This is a genomic window from Kitasatospora sp. NPDC048239, assembly GCF_043202015.1.
In the GTDB taxonomy this organism is placed as follows: Bacteria; Actinomycetota; Actinomycetes; order Streptomycetales; family Streptomycetaceae; genus Kitasatospora.
The window spans coordinates 25055-49953 of the sequence record NZ_JBICZP010000017.1 but is presented as its reverse complement, the minus strand read 5'-3'; the positions used below and the strand labels follow the sequence as shown (position 1 = coordinate 49953).

Here is a 24899-nt window from a genome sequence, read left to right as displayed (position 1 = left end):
CGTGGATAACGGCGTTTCCACCGGCCTGTCAACGGTCGGTGAATCCGAGCTGACCGACCAGGTGCGCAAGGCGTGGGCCGAGGTGCTCGACCTGGACGACCCCGCAGAGGTCCCGCTGGACACCAACTTCCTTGAGGCAGGCGGTAGTTCGCTGCTGCTGATCATGCTCTGGGAGGAACTGCACGGGCTGACCGAGCTGCAGCTCAAGGTGTCGGACCTCTTCGAGCACAGCACGGTGCGCGGCCAGGCCAGGCTGCTGGCCGGAACCGCCACCCGGGCGCAGGCCTCGACCGGCGCCGAACAGCGCGCGAACCTGCTCGGCCGGGTGAAGCGCGCATCATGACGAGCGACACGGACATCGCGGTCGTCGGCGTCGGGTGCCGCTATCCCGACGCCTGGACGCCCCAGCAGTTCTGGCAGAACATCGACAGCGGGCGGGTGGCGATGCGCCCGCTCGCCGAGGCCGAGCTGACGGCCGCCGGATTCACCGCCGAGCAGATGCGGGCGCCCAACTTCGTCGGCACGGCGACCTCGCTCCCGGGCGTGGACCAGTTCGCCGCCGAGTTCTTCGGCTACTCCCCGCGCGACGCCGAGCTGATGGACCCGCAGCAGCGGATCTTCCTGGAGGCCGCCTGGGAGGCCCTGGAGTCCGCCGGACACCCGCCCGACGGCGACCTGGTGCTCAGCGTCTTCGCGGGCAGCGCGGCCGGCGGCTACTCGGCCGCGCTGTTCCACGCCCACGCCAACCGGCACGGCCTGCGCTCGGCCGTCGAGGACCTCGACCTCACGGTGGGCGGGCAGCCCGACTTCCTCACCTCGCGCACCGCGTACAAGTTCGGCGCCCGCGGCCCGGCGCTGAGCCTGCAGACCGGCTGCTCCTCCTCGCTGTACGCCGTGCACTACGCGACGCTCAGCCTGCTCTCCGGCGAGTGCGACATCGCGCTGGCCGGCGGCGCCACCGTCGTCGACCCCTTCCGGGGCTATCTGCACCGGCCGGACGAGGGCGTCTCCCAGGACGGCTTCTGCCGCTCCTTCTCCGCCGACTCCACCGGCACGGCCTACAGCTCCGGCATCGGCGTGGTGGTGCTGCGCCGGCTGGCCGACGCACTGGCCGACGGCGACCCGGTGCTCGCCGTCCTGCGCGGCAGCGCCGTCGGCAACGACGGGCGCGACCGGATGGGCTACGTCGCCCCGAGCCCGACCGGCATCGCCGACGTGGTGGCGACCGCGCTGCAGGTGGCCGACGTGCCGGCCGAGCTGATCCGCTACGTCGCCGCGCACGGCACCGCCACCCCGGTCGGCGACAACATCGAGCTGCTGGCGCTCACCAAGGCGTTCCGGCGGACCACCGGCAAGAGCGGGTACTGCGGGCTCGGGTCGGTGATCACCAACATCGGGCACACCGGCGCGGCCGCCGGCATCGCCAGCTTCATCAAGGCGGTGCACGTCGCGCGGACCGGCGCGATACCGCCGCACCCGCTGTTCGACCGCCCCCGCGACCCCGAGGTACTGGCCGACAGCCCGTTCTTCGTCACCACCAGCCCGCAGAGCTGCCCGGACCAGGACCGCCACGTCCTGGTGAACTCGCTCGGCGTCGGCGGCACCAACGCGGCGGCCGTGCTCGCCCCGCCGCCCGAGCCGACCAGGCCCGTGGCGCCCGCCCGGCCGGTGGCCCGGCTGGTGCTCTCCGCCCGCACCCGGGCCGAGCTGGACGAGCAGTCACGCCGGCTGGCCGACGCCCTGGAGCGCGGCGGGACGGCCGTCCCCGACGTCGAGTACACCCTGCGCACCGGCCGCCAGGCCTTCGCCGAGCGCCGCGTGGTGACCGCGCCGCCGCAGGCGCTGAGCGCCGCGCTGCGGCTGCCCCGGCCGCCGCAGACCCGCACCGCGAAGTCCGAGCCCCGGCAGGCCCTCGTGGTGCTCCCGCCGCAGGGCGGCGCGCCCGCCGAGCTGGTGCGGCGGCTGCTGGCCGCGCTGCCCGGCCACACCACGACACCGGTCGAACCGGCCGAGGGCGACTCGCCCGACCTCTTCACCCTGCTGCCCGCCGGCGGCCGACCCGGGCCGCAGCGGCACGCCGTCGACCAGGCGGCGGAGCTGGAGGAGCAGCTGGAGGAGGCGCTGACCGCCGCCTGGCTCGCCGGGGTCACGGTCGACTGGGAGGCGCACTCCCGGGGCGCCGGACGCCGGGTGCCGCTGCCGACCTACCCGTTCACCCGCAAGCGCTACTGGGCGCTCGACCGCCTCGCCCAGGACGCCCTCGCCCCCGCCCAGCCCGCTCCGGCCCAGGCGGGCCAGGCGGGCCAGTCGGCCGGCCCGGCCGGGGACGAGCTGGAGCAGCAGCTCGCCGACCTCTGGTCGCGCACCTTCGGCGTCGAACAGGTCGGCCCCGACCAGGAGTTCGCCGCCCTCGGCGGCACCTCGCTGCTCTCCGTGCAACTCGTCCTGGACATCGAGCGCGAGCACGGCGTCCTGGTCAACTTCCAGCGCGCGGGCGGCAGTCAGGCGACCGTCCGGAAGACCGCGGCGATCATCCGCGGGCTCCGGGCGGCCGGCGGCGAGCAGGTCGACGACGGCCCGCTGGACGCCGAGGACAGCGCGTTCGTCGACGCGGACCTCCAGCTCCCGCTGGTGCCGCTGGCCGCCGGCCAGGCCGCCGGGCGCGACACCCTGCTGACCGGTGCCACCGGCTACCTGGGCGCCTTCCTGCTGCACGAGCTGCTGCGGGTCACCGAGGGCACGGTCTACTGCCTGGTGCGGGCCGCGGACGAGGAGGCCGGTGGGCGCCGACTGGCCGAGGCCGCCGCCCGGCTCGGGCTGCCCGCGCCGGACCCCGAGCGGGTGCGGGTCGTCCCGGGCGACCTGCGCCGCGTCGGCGAGGCCCTGGCCGCCTACCGGGACGGCGAGTTGGCCACCCGGGTGCGCCAGGTGTTCCACTGCGCCGCCAAGGTGGTGTTCACCGAGCCCTACAAGGTGCTGCGCCAGGACAACGTGCTGCCGACGGTGGAACTGCTCAACTGGATGCGCGGACACGCCATCCGAGACTTCAGCTTCGTCTCCTCGCTGGTGGCCACCGCCCCGCTCGACGGCGGCCGGGTCCTGGAGACCAGGGACCAGCCGCTGGATCCGGAGCTCGACGCCTACGGCATCGGCAAGTGGGTCTGCGAGCGGCTGCTGGAGCGCGCGGACGCCGACGGCATGCGGGTCCGGGTGTTCCGGCCCGGCCTGATCATGGCCGCCGCCGAGTCCGGGGCCTGCAACGACAAGGACCTGATCTGGCTGACCCTGGCCAGCGGACTCGCGGTCGGCGCACACCCGACCGACGACCGGCTGCACCCGGTGGCCCCGGTGGACCTGGTGGCCCGCGCGGTGGTCGAACTCGGCCTGGCGCAGAACTCGGTGGGCCGCGCCTACCACCTGGTGGACGACCGCTCGGTGAGCCTGCGCGGGCTGTTCGAGCAGCTCGCCGAGGCGGGCGTGCCGACCAGGCCGCTGCCCTACCCGCAGTGGCAGCAGCTGGTCGCCGACGAGGCCCGGCGCACCGGAAGCTCCGCGCTGGCCGCCACAGCCCTGCTGGAACTGGAGGGCCACGAGTACCCGGTGGACGGCATCGCCGCCCGCAACTGGACGCCCTGGCTGCGCCGGCACCGGCTGACCCCGGCCGTCAGCGGCGAGCAGCTGCGCCGCGCGCTGGCCTTCCTCGCCGAGCGCAACCCCGACCTCGGGTCGCTGCTGGCCGGCCTGTCCGCGGCGGCACCGGAGCCGGCAGGACGGACCGGGGCCGCCGTACCGGACCAGGACGCACGGGACCAGGACGCACGGGACCAGGACGCACGGGACCAGGCCGCACGAGACGAGGAGGACGAGACGCCATGACGGAAGCGAAGAGCACGGGCCCGCGGATCGCGGTGCTGGGCGCCGGCGTGATGGGCACCGGGATCGCCACGCTGGCCGTCGGCCACGGGCTGCCGGTCACCCTGGTGGACGTGGACCCGGACGTGGTGGCGCAGGCGCCCGGCAAGGTCCGCGCCCAGCTGCGGCTGGCGCAGCTGACCGGCCGGCTGGCGCGCGACCGCACCCCCGGCGAGCTGACCGCCACCACCGAGCTCGCGGCGATCGCCGAGGCCACCGTGGTCATCGAGGCGGTCACCGAACTCGCCGACCTGAAGAGCGAGGTGCTGCGCGCGGCGGCCGCCGTGGTGGCCCCGGGCACGCTGCTGGTGTCCAACACCTCCGCGGTGCCGATCGACGAGCAGGCGGCCGCGCTGGAGCGGCCGCAGGACCTGGTCGGCATCCACTTCATGAACCCGCCGTACATGATCCGCACCGTCGAGGTGATCCGCGGCCCGCGCAGCGGGGACGCGGCGGTCGCCGCCACCCTGGACCTGCTGGCGGCGCTGGACCGCGACGGCGTGGTGGTCGGCGACGGCCCGGGCTTCGTGATCAACCGGATCCTCCAGCGCATGATCAACGAGGCGGCCCGGATCGTCGAGGACGGCATCGCCACCCCCGAGCAGGTCGACGCGCTGTTCACCGGCTGCCTCGGCCACACCACCGGCCCGCTGGCGACCGGCGACCTGATCGGCCTGGACAACGTCGCGGACTCCCTGCGGGTCCTCGCCGAGCGCACCGGCGACGCCGGCTACCAGCCCTGCGACCTGCTGCTGAAGAAGGTCGCCGACGGCCACTGGGGCCGCAAGAACGGCCAGGGCTTCCACTCCTACGCAGCCAACTAGCCAGCCAGGAAAGGTCGATACCCATGACTGTCGAAGCCGATCGGAGCGTCGAGGGCGCCATCACCGCCTTCGTCCAGGACCGCACCAAGACCGAACTCGCCGCGGACGCCGACCTGTTCGCCACCGGCCTGGTCTCCTCCCTGTTCGCGATGGAGCTGCTCGTCCACCTGGAGCAGACCTTCGCCGTCACCGTGGACGGCCCGGACCTCAAGCTCGACAACTTCCGTACCGTGGACGCGATGGCGGCCCTGGTGCGCCGACTCAAGGGCGGGGACCGGTGAGAGCGGAGTCGGACGACGCCCGCGCCCTGGTCACCCGGCTGGTGGGCGACCAGGCCGACGACTGGGACCGCGCCGGGCGGATCCCGGCCGAGGTGGTCAAGGAGCTGGCCGTCGCCGGGCTGCTCGCCGCGCAGATCCCGCCCGAGTACGGCGGCCAGGGCTTCAGCAGCGCCGTGAACGGCGAGTTCACCGCGCACGTCGGCACCCACTGCTCCTCGCTGCGCTCGCTGCTGACCTCGCACGGCATGGCGGCGTGGACGGTCCAGCGGATGGGCAGCGCCGAACAGCGCGCGACCTGGCTGCCCAGGCTGGCCGGCGGCTCGCTGTGCGCGGTCGCCTTCAGCGAGCCCGGAGCCGGCAGCGACCTGTCGGCGATGACCACCACCATCCGCCCGGACGGTGACGGCGTGGTGGTGGACGGCGGCAAGACCTGGATCACCGCCGCCGCCTACGCCGACCTGGTGCTGGTGTTCGGGCGCCACGGCGACGGCGCGGCCGCGGTCCTGGTGCCCGCCGACGCACCGGGCGTGCGGATCCGCCCGGTGCCCGAGCCGATGGGCTGCCGCGCCGCCGGGCACTGCGAGGTGGCCCTGGACGGCGTCCGGGTGGACGCCGCCAACCTGCTGGGCGGGGCCGGCCTGCCGGTGGACTTCCTGGTCACCCCGGCGCTCTCGTTCGGGCGGCTGTCGGTGGCCTGGGGCTGCGTCGGGATCCTCCGCGCCTGCCTCACCGCCGCCACCCGGCACGCCCGCGGCCGCCGGCAGTTCGGCCGCCCGATCGCCGAACACCAGCTGGTGGCCCGGCACCTGGCCGAACTGGTGGTGGCGGAGCAGGCCGCCGCCCGGTACTGCGAGCACGCCTCGCGGCTGTGGGACGAGGGCTCGCCCGAGCTGGTCAACGCGACGGTGCTGGCCAAGCACCTCGCCGCGGGCGGCGCCGCGGCCGGCGCCGCCACCGCCGTCCAGGTACTGGGCTCGGCCGGGGCCCGGGACGGCTCCGTGGTGGCGCGGGCGTACCGCGACGCGAAACTCATGCAGATCATCGAGGGCAGCGACGAGATCTGTCAGCTGCTGCTCGCCAAGCACGCGGAAGCGGTGTGGTCATGACGCAGGCCCAGGACGACGGCATCGGCATCGGCGCGGTGCACTGCGTCCTGCCCGAGACCCTGGTGCCGGTCGGCGAGCTGCCGGAGTCCGCGGCGCTGGACCACGACCAGGCCGAGTTCGCGGCCGGCAGCGGGGTGCGCACCGTCGGAGTGATCGAGACGAGCGCCGCGGAGCTCGCGGCCCGCGCCTGCCGCGAGCTGCTCGCCGAGGGGTCCGGCGCGGTGCCGGACACCTTCGTCCTGGTGGCCCCGCGCGCGCCGGAGGTGCTGCTGAGCTCGGACGCGGCCCGGGTGCAGGCCGAGGCCAAGCTGGAGGGCGCCTTCGCCTTCACCCTGGACGGTCTGGGCTGCACCGGCTCCAGCTCGGCCTGGGCGCTCGCCCGGGACCTCCTGGTCGCCGACCCGGCCCGGGAGAGCGTGCTGATCGCGCACGCCAGCCGCCCCGCGGCGCTGGACCGGGTGCGCTACCCGGTCACCGTGATCGGCGACGGCGCCTACGCGATGACGATGGTGCGCGGCGGCCGGCCGAGGCTGCGGGCCCACCGGCAGGCCACCGACGGCACCTTCCACGACCTGTTCGAGATCGACTACCGCAGCGTGCCCTGGTACGAGTGGCGCGAGGTCTGCACGTCCCCGGACCGGTACCGCTTCGAGCTGGCGCTGCACAGCCGCAACCGGCTCGCCTCGCTGGTCGAGCAGGTCCTGGCGGACGCCGGGATCGGCAAGGAGCGGATCGCCGCCACGCTGATGCAGAACGTCGCGGCGAGCGCCTACCGGTTCTACGAGACGCTGCTCGGCCTGCCCGTCCACCCGGTCTGCGGGGAGCACCTGGCGGCGTACGGACACCTGGGTGCGATGGATGTGGTGCTCAACCTTCAGGCGCTGCTGGCGCGCCGTGAGCTGACCGAGGGGGATCTGGTGCTCGTCCTGAACAACAGTCCGGTGGCGGCCTGGGCGGTGACCCTGTGGGAGGTGTGAAGTGCCTGGTCTGGGACCTGGACAACACGCTCTGGCAGGGCACCCTGCTGGAGGACGGCGAGGTGCGGTTCGCCGAGGAGCTGCGCGCCGTCGTCCTTGAGCTGGACGCCCGGGGCATCCTGCAGTCCGTCGCCAGCAAGAACGACCACGACCTGGCCTGGGCGCAGTTGGAGAAGCTCGGCCTCGCCGAGTACCTGGTGGTGCCGCAGATCGGCTGGGGGCCGAAGTCGGACTCGATCCGGCGGATCGCCGAGGAGCTGAACTTCGCCGTCTCCACCATCGCCTTCATCGACGACCAGCCGGCCGAGCGCGCCGAGGTGGCCTTCCACCTGCCGCAGGTGCGCTGCTACGAGGCCGAACAGGCCCTGGAGCTCACGGGGCTGGCGGAGTTCACGCCCGCGCAGGTGACCGCGGACTCGGCCCGGCGCCGGCCGATGTACCAGGAGAACGCCCGCCGGGAGGCGGCCCGCGGAGAGTACACCGGGCCCGACGAGGAGTTCCTGCGCTCGCTCGCGATCGAGATGACGATCGTGCGGGCCACCGGGGAGCAGCTCGCCCGGGTGGAGGAACTCACCCTGCGCACCAGCCAGATGAACGCCACCGGGGTGCACTACGGACAGGACGCGCTGGCCGCGCTGCTGGCCGACCCGGGGCACGAGGTGCTGGTGGTCACCATGGCGGACCGCTTCGGCGAGCACGGAGCGGTGGGCATCGTGCTGCTGGAGAAGCACCCGGGGGTGTGGCGGCTGAAGCTGCTGGCCACCTCGTGCCGGGTGGTGTCGTTCGGCGCCGGGGCGGTGCTGCTGCGCTGGTTGACCGACCAGGCCGCGGCCGCCTCGGTCCACCTGGCGGCGGACTTCCGGCGCACCGACCGCAACCGGATCATGGAGGTGGCGTACCGCTTCGCCGGCTTCGAGGACGTGGCCTGCGACTGCCTGGCCGCACTGCCGGAACCGGACGCCGAGGGCGTCCAGCGGCTGCACATCGAGCCGGCGGCGCAACCGGAGCCGACCACCATGCGGCTGCACGCCCCGCAGCTGTCCCGGGCCGGACGGGAGGCGTCGTGACGGCACTGCCGGCGGAGCGCGGGCGCACGCTGTACGAGTGGTTCGAGCGGTCCGCGCAGCGCACCCCCGACGCGGTCGCGGTGCACCTCGGCGGCGTGGACGTGTCCTACGGGGAGCTTCACGGGTACGCCGAGGCGCTGGCCGGGCGGATCCTGCGGGAGTGCGACGGCCCGCCGCGCCGGGTGGCCCTGCTGGCCAACCGCAGCCTGGTGGCCTTCGCCGGCTACCTGGCGGTGCTGCGGCTCGGCGCGGCCGTCGTCCCGCTCAACCCGTCGTTCCCGCAGGTCCGCAACCAGCGGGTCTGTGAACTGGCCCAGGTGGACCTGGTGCTGGCCGACGAGACCGGCCTCGGCGGCCGGCCCTGGCCGACCGGGCTGCCGGTCCCGCTGCTGAACCTGTTCGACAGTGAACTCGACACCAAGACCGACGAGTTGCCGCCGTACCGGGGCCGCCCGGAGGACGTCGCCTACATCCTGTTCACCTCGGGCTCCACCGGTACCCCCAAGGGGGTGCCGGTGCGGCACCGGAACGCCTCGCCCTACGTGGCGTACAACGTGGACCGCTACCGGGTCGGTCCGGGCTGCCGGACGTCGCACACCTTCGACCTCACCTTCGACCCCTCGGTGTTCGACCTGTTCGTCACCTGGGGCGGCGGCGCGACCCTGGTCGTCCCCGGCCCGACCGACCTGCTGACGCCGGTGGACTACCTGGTCGCCAACCGGATCACGCACTGGTTCTCGGTGCCGTCCGTGGTGTCGGTCAGCGCGGAGCTGGGCAACCTGCCGGCCGGCGCCGTCGAGGGGCTGCGCTACAGCGTCTTCATCGGTGAGCCGCTCTCCTACCGGCAGGCCCTGCGCTGGAAGCAGGCGGCGCCGGACACCGTGATCGAGAACGTCTACGGGCCGACCGAACTCGCCGTCGCCTGCACCTCCCACCGGCTGCCGGCCGACCCCGCCGACTGGCCCGACACCTCCAACGACTCGGTGCCGATCGGCCCGCTATACGGGTTCCTGGAGTACCTGCTGCTGGACGAGCAGGGCCGGCCGGGCGACGAGGGCGAGCTGTGCGTCCGCGGCGCACAGCGCTTCGACGGCTACCTGGACCAGGCCGACAACGCCGGCCGCTTCCTCTCCCACGAGCAGGGCCGCACCACCGGGTACGACGGCACCGGCCCGCTGACCGAGGCGCACTACTACCGCACCGGCGACCGGGTGCGCTTCGAGCCGGCCGGCCTGGTGCACCTCGGCCGGCTGGACAACCAGCTGAAGATCCGCGGCTACCGGGTCGAACTCGGGGAGATCGAGGCGGTCCTGTGCCGCCACCCCGAGGTGCTCCAGGCGGTCGTGGTGCCGGTACGGCCGGGCGAGGACTCCGGCGCGGGCCGGCAGATCGAGCTGGTCGGCTACTACACCGGCGCCGAGCAGGAGCCGCGCGAGCTGGTGCGGTGGCTGCGCAAACGGCTGCCCATGCACATGGTGCCGCGGCGCTTCCACCGGCTCGACGCCCTGCCGCTGAACCCGAACGGCAAGACCGACCGCGGCGCGCTGCGCGACCTCACCACCTAGGGCCTGTCTTCGAACCCCCGCCTGCGGGGCGACGCCGGGGGCTTGAAGACAGGCCCCAGGGCTGAGACGGCTCGACCCGCCCCGGCCCGCCCGCTTCCCCCCGCACCCGCACCCGTAGAGAACTGAGAGCTGAGAACGAATGGCCTCCCTGAAAGAGCTGATCCCCCCGGCGGGCCCGATCCGGGTGCTCTGCCTGAGCCATGTGTCGAAGACGGCGGCGCACGGCATCCTGATGTCCGTCGCGGTCCTCTACTTCACCCGCACCGTGCACATCGAGGCCGACCGGGTGGGCCTGGCGCTGAGCGTCGGCGCGGTGGTCGGCATGCTGGCCGCCGTCCCGGCGGGGCGGCTGGCGGACGCGGTGGGGCCGCGCAACACCACGGTGGTGCTGCTCTGCCTGATGGGCGTGTTCGTCTGCGGCTACCCGCTGGTCGGGGACTTCACCGGGCTGCTGGCGATCAGCGCGCTGGTGCTGGCCGTCGAGTCGTCGGTGGACGCCTCGGTCGGCGCGCTGATCGCCGGGCTGATCCCGGCCGACGAGCGGGTGACCGCCGTCTCGTACATGCGGGCGGCGGCCAACCTCAGCGTGGCGATCGGTGCCGCGGCCGGCGCGATCGGCCTCTACCTGGACACCCACACCGCCTACCTGACCCTGCTGTTCGGCGCCGGCGCGCTGTTCGTGGCCGCCGGGGTCGCGTACCTGTCGGTGCCGCGGGTCGAGCCGGCCCCGGCCGAGGAGGCCGAGGGCCCGATCTGGCCGGTGCTGCGGGACGCGCCGTTCGCGGCGGTGGCACTCACCAACAGCGTCCTGATCATGAACTCCGGGGTGCTGATCGTCGCACTGCCGATCTGGATCTCGGAGCACACCGACGCGCCGGCCTGGCTCTTCCCGCTGGTCGTGATCATCAACGCCGCCTCGGTGGTCTTCTTCCAGGTCCGGGTCAGCAAGGGCACCGAGGACGTGCCGGGCGGCGCCCGGGCGATGCGGATCTCGGGCTTCCTGCTGGCCGGCTGCTGCGCCCTGTTCGCCCTGGCCAGCGGCCGCTCGGCCTGGCTGGCGGTGCTGGTGCTGGTGCTCGGCGCGATGGTCCACGTGGTCGGCGAGATGCTGCACGCGGCCGGCTCCTGGTCGCTCAGCTTCGGCCTGGCCCCCGACCACGCCCAGGGCCAGTACCAGGGCATGTTCGCCATGTCGACGCAGCTCGGCTCGATGATCACCCCGGTGCTGGCCACCGTCCTGCTCACCCGCTTCGGCGCCTCCGGGTGGCTGGTGTTCGCCGTGCTGTTCGCGGTGACCGGCGCCCTGGTGCCGAGCGCCGCCCGCTGGGCCCAGCGCACCCGCAAGCCGGCCGCCGTCGCGGTCGCCGAAGGCCAGGGAGGAATCGCCTGATGGACCTGAGTCTGTTCTACTTCGCCGACGACAGCCGCGAGAACGGCACCGACCGCTACCAACTCCTGCTGGACGGTGCCCGGTTCGCGGACGAGAACGGCTTCACCGCGGTCTGGACGCCCGAACGGCACTTCCACCCGTTCGGCGGCCTGTACCCGAACCCGGCGGTCACCGGCGCCGCACTGGCGGCCGTCACCCGCACCATCGGGATCCGGGCCGGCAGCGTGGTCGCCCCGCTGCACCACCCGGTGCGGATCGCCGAGGAGTGGTCGGTGGTCGACAACATCTCCGGCGGCCGGGTGGGCCTGTCCTTCGCCTCCGGCTGGCACGCGACGGACTTCGCGCTGCGCCCGGAGAACTACGCGGACCGCCGCCGGGTGACGGTGGAGTACATCGAGCAGGTCCGCGCCCTGTGGCGGGGCGAGCCGATGCGCACCCTGGACGGCGTCGGCAACGACTGCGAACTGACCGTCCACCCGCGGCCCGTCCAGCCGGAGCTGCCGGTCTGGCTGACCAGCGCTGGCGGGGTGGAGACCTTCCGCAACGCCGGGCGGGCCGGAGCCGGCGTGCTGACCCACCTGCTCGGCCAGGAGCCCGCCCAGCTCGCCGAGCGGATCGCCGCCTACCGGGAGGCCTACGCCGAGCGGCCCGGCGCCGACGGCGGCCGCGGCCACGTGGTGCTGATGGTGCACGCCTTCGTCGGCGAGGACGAGGACGAGGTGCGCGAGCTGGTGCGCGAACCGCTCAACCGGTACCTGCGCAGCTCGCTCGGGCTGCTGCTGGGCGCCCAGGTGGACGGCAAGCGGAAGATCGACCCGGCGAAACTCTCCGAGCAGGACACCGAGTTCATCGTCAACCGCTCCTTCGAGCGCTACTACGAGCACGGCGGACTGCTCGGCACCGTCGGCAAACTCCGCTCCGTCGCCGCCGAGTTCGCGGACCTGGGAGTCGACGAGATGGCCTGCCTGATCGACTTCGGCCTGCCGGGCGCCACCGTGCTCGGCGCCCTGCCGCACCTCGCCAAGCTGCGCCAGGAGATCCAGGACATCCAGGGGGTGGCCCGGTGACCGGGATCCTCGCCTTCGAGACCGGCCTGCCGGCCGGGCGGATGGACGTCAAGCGGATGCACGCCGAGTCCGGGCTGCCGCTGGAGGACATCCTCGGCTGGACGCACTGCAGCGAGATCCCGGTGTTCGGCGAGGACGAGACGGCCTGGGAGCTGCTGAGCACCGCCGCGCGCCGGGTGCTGGAGCGCACCGGCGTGGCACCCGAGCGGATCGGCCAGGTCATCGTGGCCGGATCCGGCGAGTGGGACCACCCGGCCTGGTCGCCCTCCGCGACGATCGCCCACGAGCTGGGCATCACCGGGGCGCAGTGCTTCGAGGTGGTCAACTTCTGCAACTCCCCGGCGACCGCCCTGCAGATCGCCGCGGACACCGTCGCCGCCGGACGGGTCACCCACTCGCTGGTGCTGCTCGGTGAGCGGCTGAGCCGAAGCGTCGACTACGCCGACCCGGAGTCGGTCGCACTGTTCAACACCGGGGACTCCGTGGTGGCCGTCCTGGTCGGCACCGAGGACCCGCAGTTCGAGCTGGTGCACTCGCGGATCCGCACCGACCCGAGCTGGCACGGCCACTACGTCGGCGAGTACGAGTACGACCGGGTGGTGGTCCGCCGCCGCGCGCGCCGGCTCAACCTGCCGCAGACCTACGTGAAGAACTACCGGGCGCTCGCCGAACAGACCCTCACCGCGCTCGGCCGCGGCGTCGAGGACGTCGGCTGGTTCCTGATGAACCACATGGACAAGCGGGTGCACGAGCGGGTGCTGACCTCGCTCGGCATCCCCGCCGAGCGCAGCGTCTTCAACTACCACCGGCTGGGCCACATGGGCGGCGGCGACACCTTCCTCGCCCTGGCCGACCTCCAGGCCGAACAGCGGCTGCGCAGCGGCGACCTGGTGCTGCTGGCGACCAGCGGCACCGGCTTCAGCTGGGGCGTCACCGCCCTGGTCCACCGGTGAACCGCCCCGACCAGACCTCCCGACGAATCACCGACGACCCACCGACGATGCATCGACCCGGCATCAGATCCGAGGAGCAACAGTGGTCCTGAACGGGATCTTCGACGACAAGTTCCACGCGGCCGTCGAGCCGCTGCGGGTGGCGGGAGCGGGCACCGAGGCCGCCGGCCCGTGGCTGGCCGCGCTGGTCGGCCTGGTCCGGCCGCGCAACGTGCTGGAGGTCGGCATGGGCTACACCACGCCGTACCTGGCCGCCGCGCTGGCCTCCGCCGCCGAGCAGACCCGCCTGGAGTCCGCCGCACTGGCCGCCAAGAGCCGCCGGGCGCTGGCCGGCGACGGCCTCGGCGACGACTGGCTGTTCGCCGAACCGCCACTCGCCGCACCCGACTTCCACCTGGCCGGCTACCAGCCCCGGATGGTCGCCGTCGACAACCTCTCCATCGAGGGCTCGTCGGCGGGCCGGGTCACCGAGGTGCTCCGCCAACTCGGCCTCGACCACCTGGTGTCGGTCGCCAACTGCGACCTCACCGAGGCCGACGACCACCTGCCCGCGGACTTCACCCCGATCGACCTGGCCTGGGTGGACGCCTACGAGTGCCTGTACTTCTTCGACCACTACTGGGAGCGGATCAACCCCGACGGCGGCCTGCTCGCCATGCACTACCTGATGACCTACCCCGAGGGGGAGGCGGTGCTGCGCTACTTCCGCGGCTACCAGCAGGCCCACCCGGGCGAGTTGGAGATCGTCAACCTGCTCGAACCGCACAAGCTCATGCAGAACAGCGTGACCCTGCTGCGCCGCACCAGCGGCGCCGGCGGCCGCGAGCGGCTGGGCAAGGCAGGCCACGTCCGGTACTCCGATGCGCTCACCGACGACGCACGCACCCACGCAGGGACAGGCGAATGACGGCGACACAGGACGGCGGCTCCGGCCGGCTGATCGGCACGACCTTCTCGCACGGGCGCGACGAGGTGGAGCGGCTGGCGCTGCGCACCGCCGCCCGCCTGCGGGACCGGGGCGTGCGCTCCGGCGACCGGGTGATGCTCAAGGCGGAGAACAGCGTCGAGACGGTGGCCGCGTTCCTCGCGCTGCTGCACCTGGACACCTCCGTCAGCCTGCTGGACAACCAGCTCACCGCCGCCGACGTCGAACGCGGCGCCCGGCTGACCGGCGCCCGCTGGCTGCTCGGCCAGCGCGAGGAGACGGCCGGCGAGGAGGTGGTCTGCCTGCGGCTGGCGGACCTCGTCCAGGGCGCGCCCGACGCTGCCCGGGCCGAGGACGTCCAGACCGGCGAGCGGCTGGACTTCGAGGCCTGGTCACGCCGGGCCGACGCGCTGATCACCTGGTCCTCCGGCTCCACCGGCGACCCCAAGGCGGTGGTGCGCCGCGGCCGGGCCCTGTTCGACAACCTGTCGGCCACCGCCGACCGGATGGGCTACCGCAGCGACGACGTCCTGCTGCCGCTGCTGCCGTTCACCCACTTCTACGGCCTCACCCTGCTGATGCTCTGGTGGCGCCTCGGCTGCTCGCTGGCGCTCACCACGGCCGGGCGGCTGGACCGCGCGCTGCACGTGGCCCGCGAGGCCGGCGTGACCGTCGTCGACGCCACACCCGCCACCTACCACAGCATCCTGCGGGTCACCGGGCGCCACCCGGAGCTGCGCGAGGGCCTCGCCGGGGTCCGGATGTGGTGCGTCGGCGGCGCACCGCTGTCCGAGACGCTCGCCGACGACTTCCGCGCCGCCTTCGGGCTGCCCCTGCTGGACGGCTACGGGAGCAGCGAGGCCGGCAACATCGCGCTGGCCCCGTCCGACGGCGCGGTCGGCTGCGGCCGCCCGCTGGACGGCGTGCAGGTCAGCGTGGTCGACCCGGACGGCGCCGCCGTCCCGGCCGGCGGGATCGGGCGCATCCTGGTGCGCACCCCCGCCCTGATGGAGGGCTACCTGCTCGCCGACGGCACCGTCGCCGGCGCCGAGGAGCCGTTCTACGCCACCGGCGACCTCGGCTACCTCGACGCCGCCGGACACCTCTTCGTGGTGGGCCGGGCCAACGCCGTGCACCGCTTCGGACACACCCTCTACCCGAGCGCCATCGAGGCCCGCGCGCAGGCCTGCGGCGCCCCGGTGAAGGTGCTCGCCTTCGACGACGCCCGGCGCGGAGCCCAGCTGGTCTTCGTGGTGGCCGACCCGGACGGCGGCACGCCCCGCAGGTGGCAGGAGGCGATCAACGCCCTGCTGCCCGGGTACGAGCAGCCCAACCGGGTGCTGGTGGTCGACGAGTTCCCGCTGAAGTCCACCGGCAAGCCCGACCTCGCGGGGCTGCGCCAGTTCGCCCTGGCGCGGCTGGCCGAGGAGCCCGCCGGGCCCGCCGCCGACCCGGCCGCGCACCCCGTCTCCGACCCGGCCGAGCCGCAGGCCACCGCGCTGGACGGCGACGGCGACGGCATACCGTTCCCCGAGCGGGTGGCGGCGCTGCGGCGCACGCTGGACTTCCTGCGCGAGCAGCCGGACGCCGTCCTCCAGGTCCTCACCTCGATGGCCACCCACCGCTCGGTGGAGCTCGAACTGGAGGCGGCGCTCGCCACCCTGGACGGCGCCCTGGCCGAGGTCACCGGCAACCGGCCGCAGGCGGTCGAGCGGATGGCCGTCTTCATGCCGTCCAACGTGCTGCTCTACTCCTACGTGATGTACGCCCTGGTGCCCTCGCTGTACGTCCGCGACGTCACCCTGCGCCCGTCCAGCAAGGTCGCCGCGCAGACCCGCCGGCTGCACGAGCTGCTGGCCCCCGTGCACGGCCTGCCGATCGAGCTGAGCGACCTCTCCCAGCGCAAGTTCGTCGAGGGGCCGTGCGCCCTCGCCGGGCTGCTGGTCTTCACCGGCACGTACGCCAACGCCGAGCGGGTCCGGGCCGCCCTGGGCCGGGAGCAGGTGTTCGTCTTCTTCGGCCAGGGGGTCAACCCCTTCGTGCTCGGCCCGGACGCCGACGTCGAGCTGGCCGTCGAGGACGCGATCCGGATCCGGCTGCACAACTCCGGCCAGGACTGCTTCGCCCCCGACGTGCTGCTGGTGCCCCGCGAACTGCGGGACTCCTTCGTCGCGGGCCTGTGCAAGCGCCTGTCGGAACTGCGGTTCGGCGAGAACGCCGACCCGGACGCCGACTACGGCCCGCTGTACTACCAGGACGCCCTGGCCGACTCGGTCGAGTACCTCCAGCGCAACCGGCACGCCATCGTCCACGGCGGCACCGCCGACTTCCGCACCGGCCGGCTCGACCCGACGGTCTTCGTCCGCGACCTGGCGGACGGCCCCGCGATCAGCGAGTTCTTCTCCCCGATGTTCAACGTCGTCGGCTACCCGGACCGCGAGACGCTGCGCCGCGAGCTCGGCTCGCCGTTCATGAGCGAGCGCGCGATGGGGGCGATGGCCTACGGCCTGGACGAGGAGCTGCGGGAGCTGCTGGCCGGCAAGCACTCGGTGGCGGTCGACCGCACCCTGCTGGACATCGACGACGGGAACCGGCCGTTCGGCGGCCGCGGCATGATGGCGAACTACGTCAGCTTCAACGGGACTCGCACCGCCGAGCCGCTGCTGCTGTCGAAGGTCGTCTCCGACTACTTCGGGCGAGGCGAGTGATGACAGAGCAGCACCTGACCCAGGAGCCGGCCCAGACCGGACCGTCCGACCAGGCCTCCGAGCAGGCCTCCCACCGGACGCCCTGGCACGCGGTCGCCGACTGGCTGCGCTTCCACGAGCGGCGGACCGTCTTCGGACTGCCGGGCGACGACCTCGGCCTGCTGGAGGCACTGGAGGACGCGGACACCCGACTGGTGCTCTGCCGCGACCAGCGCAACGCGGTGTTCATGACCACCGGGTACGCGCTGGCCTCCGGCGGCTTCGGGGTCTGCGTCGTCGGCAAGGGCCCGGCGCTCACCAACACCCTCACCGGCCTGCTGGAGGCCCGCACCGGCGGCGTGCCGCTGGTCCTGATCGCCGGCGGCACCGGCGCCGACCGGCGCGGCTCCGGGGCCTTCCAGGAGCTCGACCAACTCGCCCTGGTCCAGCCGCTGGTGAGCTGGGCGCACCGGGTGGACGACCCGGCCCGGCTGCCGGCCGCGCTCGACAAGGCCGCCGCGCTCGCCGCGGCCGGCGTGCCCGGGCCGGTCTACCTGGAGATCCCGGACCACCTGCTGGAGCAGGCGGTGCCGCACGACCGCCCGTGGGCCGCGGTCCCGGTCCGGCTGCCGAGCGCGGCCCCGGCCGACGACGCCGGGTACGCCGTCCTGGCGGCCGCCCGGCGGCCCGTCCTGCTGGTCGGCGGCGGCATGCGCGGCCGCAACGAGGACCGCGTCCTGGAACGGCTGGCCGAGCGCACCGGCGCCGCGGTCTTCGCCACCGCCTCGGGGCGCGGCGCCTTCGACGAGCACCACCCCGCCTTCGCCGGCCTGGCCGGCCTCTACACCCCGCAGGCCGCCCGCGAGCTGTGGCAGAGCGCCGACGCGGTGGTCGCCCTCGGCTCCCGGCTGGAGGAGACCGCCACCTACCCGCTCGGCTTCGCCCCGGCCGGCGTCCCCGTCGTCCAGGTCAACACCGACCCGGCCGGCCTCTCCCACGAGTTCGCCGGGCCCCGGCTGGTCGGCGACGCGCCCAGTACGGCGGCCGGCTGGCTGGCACAGCTGGAGCAGGCCGGCGCGGCCCCCGACGACGGCCGGCAGGCCGCGATCGCCGCGGTCCGCGAGCGGGTCAGGGAGGCCGCCGGAGCCAGGCTCGCCGCCGCGGCCGCCGCCGGCCGGCTCACCGTGGCGCAGGTCCTCGCCGAGCTGGACGAGGCCGTCGGCCCGGACCGCATCCTCGTCCAGGAGAACGGCCTGCAGGACATGTGGTCCTACTTCCACCCGTACTGGGTGTGCGGCCCCACCGCCGGCTCCATCGTGCCCTCCGAGCAGACCAGCCTCGGCTTCGGCGCCTCGGCCGCGGGCGGCGCCGCCCTCGCCGCACCCGGCCGCACGGTGGTCGCGCTGGTCGGCGACGGCGCGTTCGCCATGGTGGCCAACGACCTGCGCACCCTCGCCCGGGAGGGCGCCCCGGTGCTCTACGTGGTGCTGCGCAACGGCGGGTACGGCTGGCTCCAGCGCCAGCTCGACGAACGCGGCACCCCCAGCCGGTTCCGCTTCACGCACGACGCCGAGCGCCTGCACGTCCCCGACCTCGACGGGGTCCACCACCTGCCGGTCGAGCCGGGCGCCCCGGTCGCCGAGCTGCGCGAGGCGCTGCGGCAGGCGGTGGCGGTGCACGGCAAGGGCGGGATCGCGGTACTGGAGGTCGCCGTGGAGCTCGGCGACGTCTCGGACGAGATCGTCGAGCTGTCCCACGAGTCGGCCCCGGCCATCTCCTACTAGGCCGGAGGACCACCGTGAGCCTGTCCCACGACCACAGCCCGCCGGACCATCCGGGGGCCGACCCCTTCGGGCCGGTCCGCCACGGCCTGCGCAGCGCACCGCTCTCCGCCGCCCAGGAGCGGCTCTGGTTCATCGACGCCGCCGCCCACGGCTCGGTGACCTACAACGTGCCGCTGCTGATGCGCTGGCACGAGCCGGTGGACGTCCCGGCGCTGCGCACCGCGCTGGCCGCCGTCGTCACCCGGCACGAGGTGCTGCGGACCACCTACCGGGTGGCCGACGGCCGCCCCGTCCAGGAGGTGCGCGACCCCGGGCCGGTCGAGCTCGCCGTCGTCGACCTGTCCGGCGAGCCGGAGCCGCTGCGCCGACTCGACGAGCAGGCCGCCGCGGCGGCCCGGCAGCCCCTCGACCTGGCCGAGCGGCCACCGCTCGCCTGCACCGTCTGGCAGGGCCTGCCCGGCGGTGACGCGGTGCTGCTCACCATCCACCACATCGCCGTCGACGGCTGGTCGCTCGGCGTGCTCTTCGAGGACCTCGCCGCCGGCTACGAGGCCGCGCTCGCCGGGCGGGATCCAGAGCTCCCCGAACTCCCCATCCAGTACACGGACTTCGCGATCTGGGACGGCCAGGAGCTGGCCGGCGAGGAGGCCCGCGAACTGCTGGCCGAACGGGCCGGGCAGCTGTCCGCCGTCCCCTCCGGACTCGCCCTGGCCGGCCGGGCCCCGGCCACCCCGAGGGAGGGCGACCGCCCGGGCGCCGAGCACGTCTTCGAGCTGCCCGCCGAGCTCTGGGCGGCCGTCGGCGGCCTCGCCCACGACCTGCGGGTCACCCCGTTCGTGGTGGTGTTCGCCGCGTTCCAGGCGGTCGTCCAGCGCTGGTCCGGCCGGGACGCCTTCCTGCTCGGCGTGGTCGCCGCCGACCGGCCCGAACAGTCCCTCGAGGACCTGGTCGGCTTCTTCGTCAACACCGTCCCGCAGCGCTGCACGGTGAACCCCGAGGAGTCCTTCGCCGACCTCTGCTCGGCGGTGCGCACCGAGGCCTTCGACAGCCTCGGCTACCAGCGCATCCCGTTCGACCGGCTCACCGCGGCCCTGCCCGACACCCCGCGCGGCGCCCTGGTGAACATCGGCTTCGCCCTGCAGAACTACCCCGTGCCCCGCTACTCCCGGCCGCCGCGCTGGGAGCGGGCGCAGCTCCTGCCCACCGGCGCCGCCAAGTTCGACCTGCTGTTCATCCTCGACGAGACCCCGGCCGGGGTCACCGGCACCATCGAGTACGACACCGACTGCTACCCGCCCGCGCTGGCCGCCCGGCTGGCCGAGGGGTTCCGGGCGCTGCTCTCGGCCGCCGTCGAGGCGCCGCAGCAGACCCTCGCCCGGCTGCCCGTCACCGAGCGGGCGCCCGGCGCGCTGCCGGCCTGCGTCGTCCCCGGCGAGCGGCGCGACCTGGTGGGCCGCCACCTCGGCGGCGTCGACCCGGAGCACGCGACGGTGCTGGACGCCATCGCGGCGCGGATCGCCGCCGCGGACCAAGCCGCCCCGGCGGTCACCTGCGACGGGGCGGACCTCGGCTGGGGCGAGCTGGACGCCTGGTCCTGGGCCGTCGCGGCCGCCCTGCGCGAGCTCGGCATCGGCCCCGGCGACCACGTGCCCGTCGTCGCCACCCGCGGCGGCGCCCTGGTGGCCGGCTGGCTCGGCGTCCTGCGCAGCGGCGCCGCCTACGCCCCGATCGGGCTGGACACCCCGCCCGACCGCCTGGCGCACATCATCGGCCGGCTCGACGCCAAGGCCGTCGTGGTGGACGACGCCGGCGCCGACCTGACCGGCTCGCCCGGCCCCGCGCTGCTCCGCCTGGAGCCGCTGCGCGGCACGAGCGCGCCGGCCGTCCCACCGCGGCTGACCGGGCGGGACACCGCGATGGTCATCCACACCTCCGGCAGCACCGGCCGGCCCAAGGGCGTCCTGGTCTCCCACCAGGGCCTGCTGAACACCGTCCTGTGGTGGATCGAGGACGAGGGCCTGGGCCCGGACGGCCGGCTGCTCTGCACCTGCGCCACCTCCTTCGACGTCGCCAACTTCGACGTGATCCGCTCGCTGGCGGCCGGCGCGCTGCTGGTCCTCGCCGACGACCGGCAGCGGCGCGACCCGGGCGCCCTCGCCGAGCTGGTCCGCGGACCGCTCGGGATCACCTCCACGTCCATGACGCCGAGCATGGCGCGGGCCGCCCTCGACACCGACGCCGGCGGGCCGACCACGCTGCGGACCGCCTACTTCGCCGGGGAGGCCGTCACCCGGCAGCTCGCCGCGGCCTGCACGGAGAAGTGGGGGGCCGAGGTCCGCAACGCCTACGGGCCCACCGAGGCGTCCTGCCTGAGCACCTGCGGCACGGTGGACCTCGCCGACGAGCGGCCGCCGATCGGCGTCCCGCTGCCCAACACCCGCGCCTACCTCCTCGGCCCGCACCGCGAGGAGCTGCCCGTCGGCGTTCCCGGCGAGCTGTACGTGGCCGGCGTCGGCCTCGCCCTCGGCTACCTGGGCCGGCCCGACCTCACCGAACAGGCCTTCCTGCCGGACCCGTTCGGCACCGGTCCGGACGACCGGATGTACCGCACCGGCGACCGGGTGGCACTGCGGCCGGACGGCCGGCTCGACTACATCGGCCGGGTCGACGACCAGGTGAAGATCCTCGGCAACCGGATCGAGCCGGGGGAGGTCCGCCGCCTGCTGGAGGAGCACCCCCGGGTGCGGGCGGCCGCGGTCCTGGCGGTCGGCGAGCCCAAGCGGCTGGTCGGCTACCTGGAGCTGCACGACGGCGGTGAACCGCCCACCCGGGACGAGGTGGTGGCCCCGCTGCGGCGCTGGCTGCCCGCGGCGGTGCTGCCCGCCGAGGTGTACGCGGTGGCCAAACTGCCGTTCACCCAGAACGACAAGCTGAACACCGCGGCGCTCGCCACGCTGCCCGCCGTGCTGCTGCCGGAGGGGCGGGCCGTCCGGGCGGAGCTCGGCCCGGACGAGCGGCGCGCCGCCCGGCTGATCGCCGGGATCCTCTCCGAGGCGACCGGCCGGGTGTTCGCGCCCGACACCGGGTTCGCGCCGGACACCGACTTCTTCGGCCTCGGAGGGCACTCGCTGCTGGCGGTCCGGCTGCTCGCGGCGGCCGAGGCGGAGGCGGGGGCGCCGGTCGCGCTGCGCGACTTCCTGGCCGAGCCGACGGTCGCCGGACTGGGCCGGCTGCTGGCGGTCGCCGGCCGGTCGGCTGCTTCCGAAGGGTCCGACGGGTCCGCCGGGTCCGCCGGGTCCGCCGCCGAGCCGGGCCGGTCCGCTCCCGTGCCGAGCGCCGCGGAGGGGGGTGTGGCGACCTCCGTCCAGCAGCGGCTCTGGTTCATCGACCGGCTGCCGGGCGTCCGCAGCGCCTATCTGCTGCCCACCGTGATGGAGTTGACCGGACCGGTGGACCGGGTGGCGCTGGCCGGGGCGCTGGCGGCGGTGCTCGGCCGACACCCGGCCCTGCGCGCCCGGTTCATCCTCGACCGGAAGCTGCGGAAGGTGGTCTACTCCACGGCGGGCTCCCCGCCGGAGGTCACCGTCACCGACGCGGGCGACTGGCCGCCCGAGGCCCTGGCCGAGCACATCGGCGAGGTCTGCTGGACGCCCTTCGACCTGGCCGTCGAGGCACCCGCCCGGGCCGAGGTGATCGCGGTCGGCGAGCGGACGGTCGTGGTGTTCGCGGCCCACCACATCGTCCTGGACGGCTGGTCGCTGGGCCTGCTGCTGGAACAGCTCGGGCAGGAGTACCGGGGGCCGGGGGCCGCGGCCGTGGCCGCCGCCGGGGCGACCGGCTCCGACCGGTCCGGCGCGGCCGAGGCGTCCCCCGACTCGCTCGCCGCGGTGGTCGCCCGGCTGACGGGCGCGCCGACCGACGCGGTCCTGCCGCACGACCGGCCGCGCGGGGCCGCCCAGGGCTCCCTCGCGGGCCTGCGCAGCGCCCGGCTCCCGGCGGAGACGACCGCACGGCTGCGGGCCCTCGCCGCCGAGACGGGCGCGACCACGTTCATGCTCACCGCCGCGGTGCTCGCCACCGCACTGGCTCGCGGCGGCGGACAGCGGGACTTCCTGTTCGCCTTCCCCTGGGCGGGCCGTGAGGCCGGAGACGCCGAAACCGTCGGGATGTTCGTCAACACCCTCGTCCTGCGGGTGGACCTGCGCGACGAGCCCGACCGGCGGGAGCTGCTCGCTCGGATCAAGGCCGAGGCGACGGTCTGCTACCGCAACGCCGACGTGCCCTTCGACGAGCTGGTCGCGGCCCTGCACCCGGACCGCGACCTCAGCCGCCCGGCGCTGACCCCCGTCTACCTGGCGGCCACCGACGCCCCCACCCGGCCGGGGGACTTCGGCCCGGGGGTGGCGGCCCGGCTGCTGCCGCTGGAGCCCCTGCACAGCAAGTACGAGCTCGAACTCACCGCCACCGACCACGCGTCGGACCTCGAGTTCACGCTCACCTATCTGGAGAACCTGTTCGACGCCGCCACCGCCGAGCGCCTGCTGGACGCGGTGGTGGCCGCCGCCACCGACCTGGCGGCCGGCCCGGACGCCGACCGCCCGCACCGAGGGGATTCACGATGACCAAGAACGACGTGCTCACGGCCCTGGCCGAGGCCTTCCACGAGGTCGGCAACGTCGACGCCGCCGCCGTCCGGCCGGAGGCGTCCCTCTTCACCGACCTCAACATCGACTCGATGGTGATCGCCGAGGCGCTGATCCTGCTGGAGCAGCGGTTCGGCCTGGAGGTGGGCGACGAGTTCGCCGACGGCCTCTCCACCGTGGACGACCTGGCCGAGCACGTGCTGGCCAACAGCGCCCGCGTCTGAGGCCGCGCGCCCGAACGGCCCCGGGCCTCCCGCCCTTCCGGTGGGAGGTCCGGGGCCGTTGCGTGCCCGTGCCTTCTAGACGATCGCCAGGGCCTCGACCTCGATCAGGAAGTCCTCCCGGACCAGGGCGGACACCTGGACGGTCGCGCTGGCCGGCGGCCGGCTCAGGTCGAGGAACTCGTCACTGCCGGCGTAGACCTCGGGAAGCCGGCTGAGGTCGGTGACATAACAGGTGATCTTGAGGACGTTGTCGAAGGTCGCGCCCTCCGCCGCCAGCGCCGAGCGGAGGTTGGTGAAGACCTGCCGGGTCTGCGCCTCCATGTCGCCGGGGCCGACCAGTTCGCCCTTCTCGTCCAGCGCGACCTGGCCCGCCGTCACCACGATCCGGCCGGTGCCGGAGACGACGTGGCTGTACCCGTTCGCGGTCTTGAGGCCGGGGACCTCCTGGTGGTGGCGCAGCTCGGTCATCAGATCCCCCTGCTCTGCAGAATGTGGGTGACCGCCGCGGACATGTTGAGCGCGCCGTGGCCGGCCCGCTCCGCCTCGGCGAACCAGTCGGACACCGCGGCGAGCACCGGCAGCGGCGCGCCCGAGGTTCGGGCGGCGGCGTCGACCAGGGCCGCGTCCTTGGCCGCCAGCGTGAGCGAGAAGGACGGCCGGTGCTCGCCCGCCTCGATCACCGGCCGCCAGCCGTCGGACAGTTCACCGAGGTAGGTCCGCGAGAGCACGTCGAAGGTGGTGTCCCGGGACAGGCCCAGGCCGCCGCCCAGCGCCAGCGACTCGCCGAGCAGCGTGGCCATCGCGATCAGCGCGGAGTTCGCGACCAGCTTGGCCGCCGTCCCGGCGCCGACCCCGCCGACCCGGTGGACCTCGCCGAACACCGACAGCAGCGCCGACAGGCGCTCCACCGCCTCGTCGTCACCGCCGGTCAGCACGGTCAGCGTGCCGCTCTCGACCTGCGGGATGCTGCCCATGACCGGCGCGTCGAGCAGCGCCACCCCCGCCGGGACCTGCGCCGCCAGCCGGGCGGTGGCCTCGGGCGACACGGTGGACATCTGCACGACCGTCCGGCCGGGCACGCAGCCGCTCAGCACGCCGTCGGGCCCCTCGGTGGCCTCGGCCAGCGCGTCCGGGTCGGAGACCATCACGATGGTGACGTCGGCCTCCTGAGCCGCCTGCGCCGGGGTGGCCACGGCCTTCGCCCCGGCCTCGACCAGCGGCGCGGCGCGGTCGGCGGAGCGGTTCCAGACGAAGGTCTGGTAGCCGGCGTCCACTAATCGGCGCGCCATCCGGCTTCCCATGACTCCCAGGCCGACAACTGAAACGGTGAGCATCCTGCGATGCCTCCTCGCGGTTCTTGGGGACTCGGGGCCGCCGTTCGGTCCGTTACGGAGAGTCCGTTCCTCACGCTAGCAGAGTCAACTTGACCAGGTGGCACGGCAGATGATTGCCCGAAAAGCGGCCCTGCCGGGGCAGGCGCCCCTCCGGACCGGG

The 24899-nt window shown here is 74.4% G+C and carries 18 protein-coding genes; 16 read left to right on the top strand and 2 right to left on the bottom strand.

What is annotated here, in order from left to right:
• The first annotated feature begins 1 nt into the window (after position 1).
• The 16 genes from ACGFZP_RS32975 (at position 2) to ACGFZP_RS32900 (ending at position 23405) form a co-directional block, all read left to right on the top strand.
• On the top strand, positions 2-343 hold the full coding sequence (locus ACGFZP_RS32975; protein ID WP_392939970.1) for an acyl carrier protein: 342 nt from the start codon (positions 2-4) through the stop codon (positions 341-343).
• Positions 340-3876 (top strand): thioester reductase domain-containing protein, encoded by a 3537-nt coding sequence (locus ACGFZP_RS32970; RefSeq protein ID WP_392939968.1) that lies wholly within the window; start codon positions 340-342, stop codon positions 3874-3876. The genes ACGFZP_RS32975 and ACGFZP_RS32970 overlap by 4 nt, the downstream gene beginning before the upstream one ends.
• Positions 3873-4736: a 3-hydroxyacyl-CoA dehydrogenase family protein gene (locus ACGFZP_RS32965; RefSeq protein ID WP_392939966.1), complete on the top strand. Its 864-nt coding sequence runs from the start codon at positions 3873-3875 to the stop codon at positions 4734-4736. Before ACGFZP_RS32970 ends, ACGFZP_RS32965 begins: the two co-directional genes overlap by 4 nt.
• A gap of 23 nt (positions 4737-4759) precedes the next feature.
• Positions 4760-5017, top strand: coding sequence for an acyl carrier protein (locus ACGFZP_RS32960; RefSeq protein WP_392939964.1), 258 nt, complete (start codon positions 4760-4762; stop codon positions 5015-5017).
• A complete protein-coding gene (locus tag ACGFZP_RS32955; RefSeq protein ID WP_392939962.1) occupies positions 5014-6123 on the top strand; it encodes an acyl-CoA dehydrogenase family protein in 1110 nt (369 codons plus the stop codon). The genes ACGFZP_RS32960 and ACGFZP_RS32955 overlap by 4 nt, the downstream gene beginning before the upstream one ends.
• Positions 6120-7100 carry a 3-oxoacyl-ACP synthase gene (locus ACGFZP_RS32950; protein ID WP_392939960.1) on the top strand — a complete coding sequence of 327 codons (981 nt, stop codon included), beginning with the start codon at positions 6120-6122 and terminating at the stop codon, positions 7098-7100. The genes ACGFZP_RS32955 and ACGFZP_RS32950 overlap by 4 nt, the downstream gene beginning before the upstream one ends.
• A complete protein-coding gene (locus ACGFZP_RS32945) occupies positions 7088-8167 on the top strand; it encodes an HAD-IIIC family phosphatase (protein ID WP_392939958.1) in 1080 nt (359 codons plus the stop codon). Before ACGFZP_RS32950 ends, ACGFZP_RS32945 begins: the two co-directional genes overlap by 13 nt.
• On the top strand, positions 8164-9732 hold the full coding sequence (locus ACGFZP_RS32940; protein ID WP_392939956.1) for an amino acid adenylation domain-containing protein: 1569 nt from the start codon (positions 8164-8166) through the stop codon (positions 9730-9732). The genes ACGFZP_RS32945 and ACGFZP_RS32940 overlap by 4 nt, the downstream gene beginning before the upstream one ends.
• 139 nt (positions 9733-9871) lie before the next feature.
• Complete coding sequence (locus tag ACGFZP_RS32935) at positions 9872-11122, top strand: MFS transporter (RefSeq protein WP_392939955.1); 1251 nt, start codon at positions 9872-9874, stop codon at positions 11120-11122.
• Positions 11122-12189 carry a MupA/Atu3671 family FMN-dependent luciferase-like monooxygenase gene (locus ACGFZP_RS32930; protein WP_392939953.1) on the top strand — a complete coding sequence of 356 codons (1068 nt, stop codon included), beginning with the start codon at positions 11122-11124 and terminating at the stop codon, positions 12187-12189. The genes ACGFZP_RS32935 and ACGFZP_RS32930 overlap by 1 nt, the downstream gene beginning before the upstream one ends.
• A complete protein-coding gene (locus ACGFZP_RS32925) occupies positions 12186-13142 on the top strand; it encodes a 3-oxoacyl-ACP synthase III family protein (protein WP_392939951.1) in 957 nt (318 codons plus the stop codon). The genes ACGFZP_RS32930 and ACGFZP_RS32925 overlap by 4 nt, the downstream gene beginning before the upstream one ends.
• A gap of 82 nt (positions 13143-13224) precedes the next feature.
• Positions 13225-14049 (top strand): hypothetical protein, encoded by an 825-nt coding sequence (locus ACGFZP_RS32920; RefSeq protein WP_392939950.1) that lies wholly within the window; start codon positions 13225-13227, stop codon positions 14047-14049.
• Positions 14046-16775, top strand: coding sequence for an aldehyde dehydrogenase family protein (locus ACGFZP_RS32915; RefSeq protein WP_392939948.1), 2730 nt, complete (start codon positions 14046-14048; stop codon positions 16773-16775). Before ACGFZP_RS32920 ends, ACGFZP_RS32915 begins: the two co-directional genes overlap by 4 nt.
• Positions 16775-18538 carry a thiamine pyrophosphate-binding protein gene (locus ACGFZP_RS32910; RefSeq protein WP_392939946.1) on the top strand — a complete coding sequence of 588 codons (1764 nt, stop codon included), beginning with the start codon at positions 16775-16777 and terminating at the stop codon, positions 18536-18538. The genes ACGFZP_RS32915 and ACGFZP_RS32910 overlap by 1 nt, the downstream gene beginning before the upstream one ends.
• A 14-nt stretch (positions 18539-18552) precedes the next feature.
• Positions 18553-23160, top strand: a complete 4608-nt coding sequence (locus ACGFZP_RS32905; protein ID WP_392939944.1) for an amino acid adenylation domain-containing protein — start codon at positions 18553-18555, stop codon at positions 23158-23160.
• Entirely contained in the window at positions 23157-23405 is a 249-nt protein-coding gene (locus ACGFZP_RS32900) for an acyl carrier protein (protein ID WP_387948876.1), read from the top strand. Before ACGFZP_RS32905 ends, ACGFZP_RS32900 begins: the two co-directional genes overlap by 4 nt.
• A gap of 75 nt (positions 23406-23480) precedes the next feature.
• On the opposite strand, the gene ACGFZP_RS32895 is transcribed toward ACGFZP_RS32900, so the two are convergent.
• A complete protein-coding gene (locus ACGFZP_RS32895; protein WP_387948875.1) occupies positions 23481-23873 on the bottom strand; it encodes a RidA family protein in 393 nt (130 codons plus the stop codon).
• Positions 23873-24739 (bottom strand): NAD(P)-dependent oxidoreductase, encoded by an 867-nt coding sequence (locus tag ACGFZP_RS32890; RefSeq protein WP_392939942.1) that lies wholly within the window; start codon positions 24737-24739, stop codon positions 23873-23875. The genes ACGFZP_RS32895 and ACGFZP_RS32890 overlap by 1 nt, the downstream gene beginning before the upstream one ends.
• Between the last annotated feature and the right edge of the window lie 160 nt (positions 24740-24899).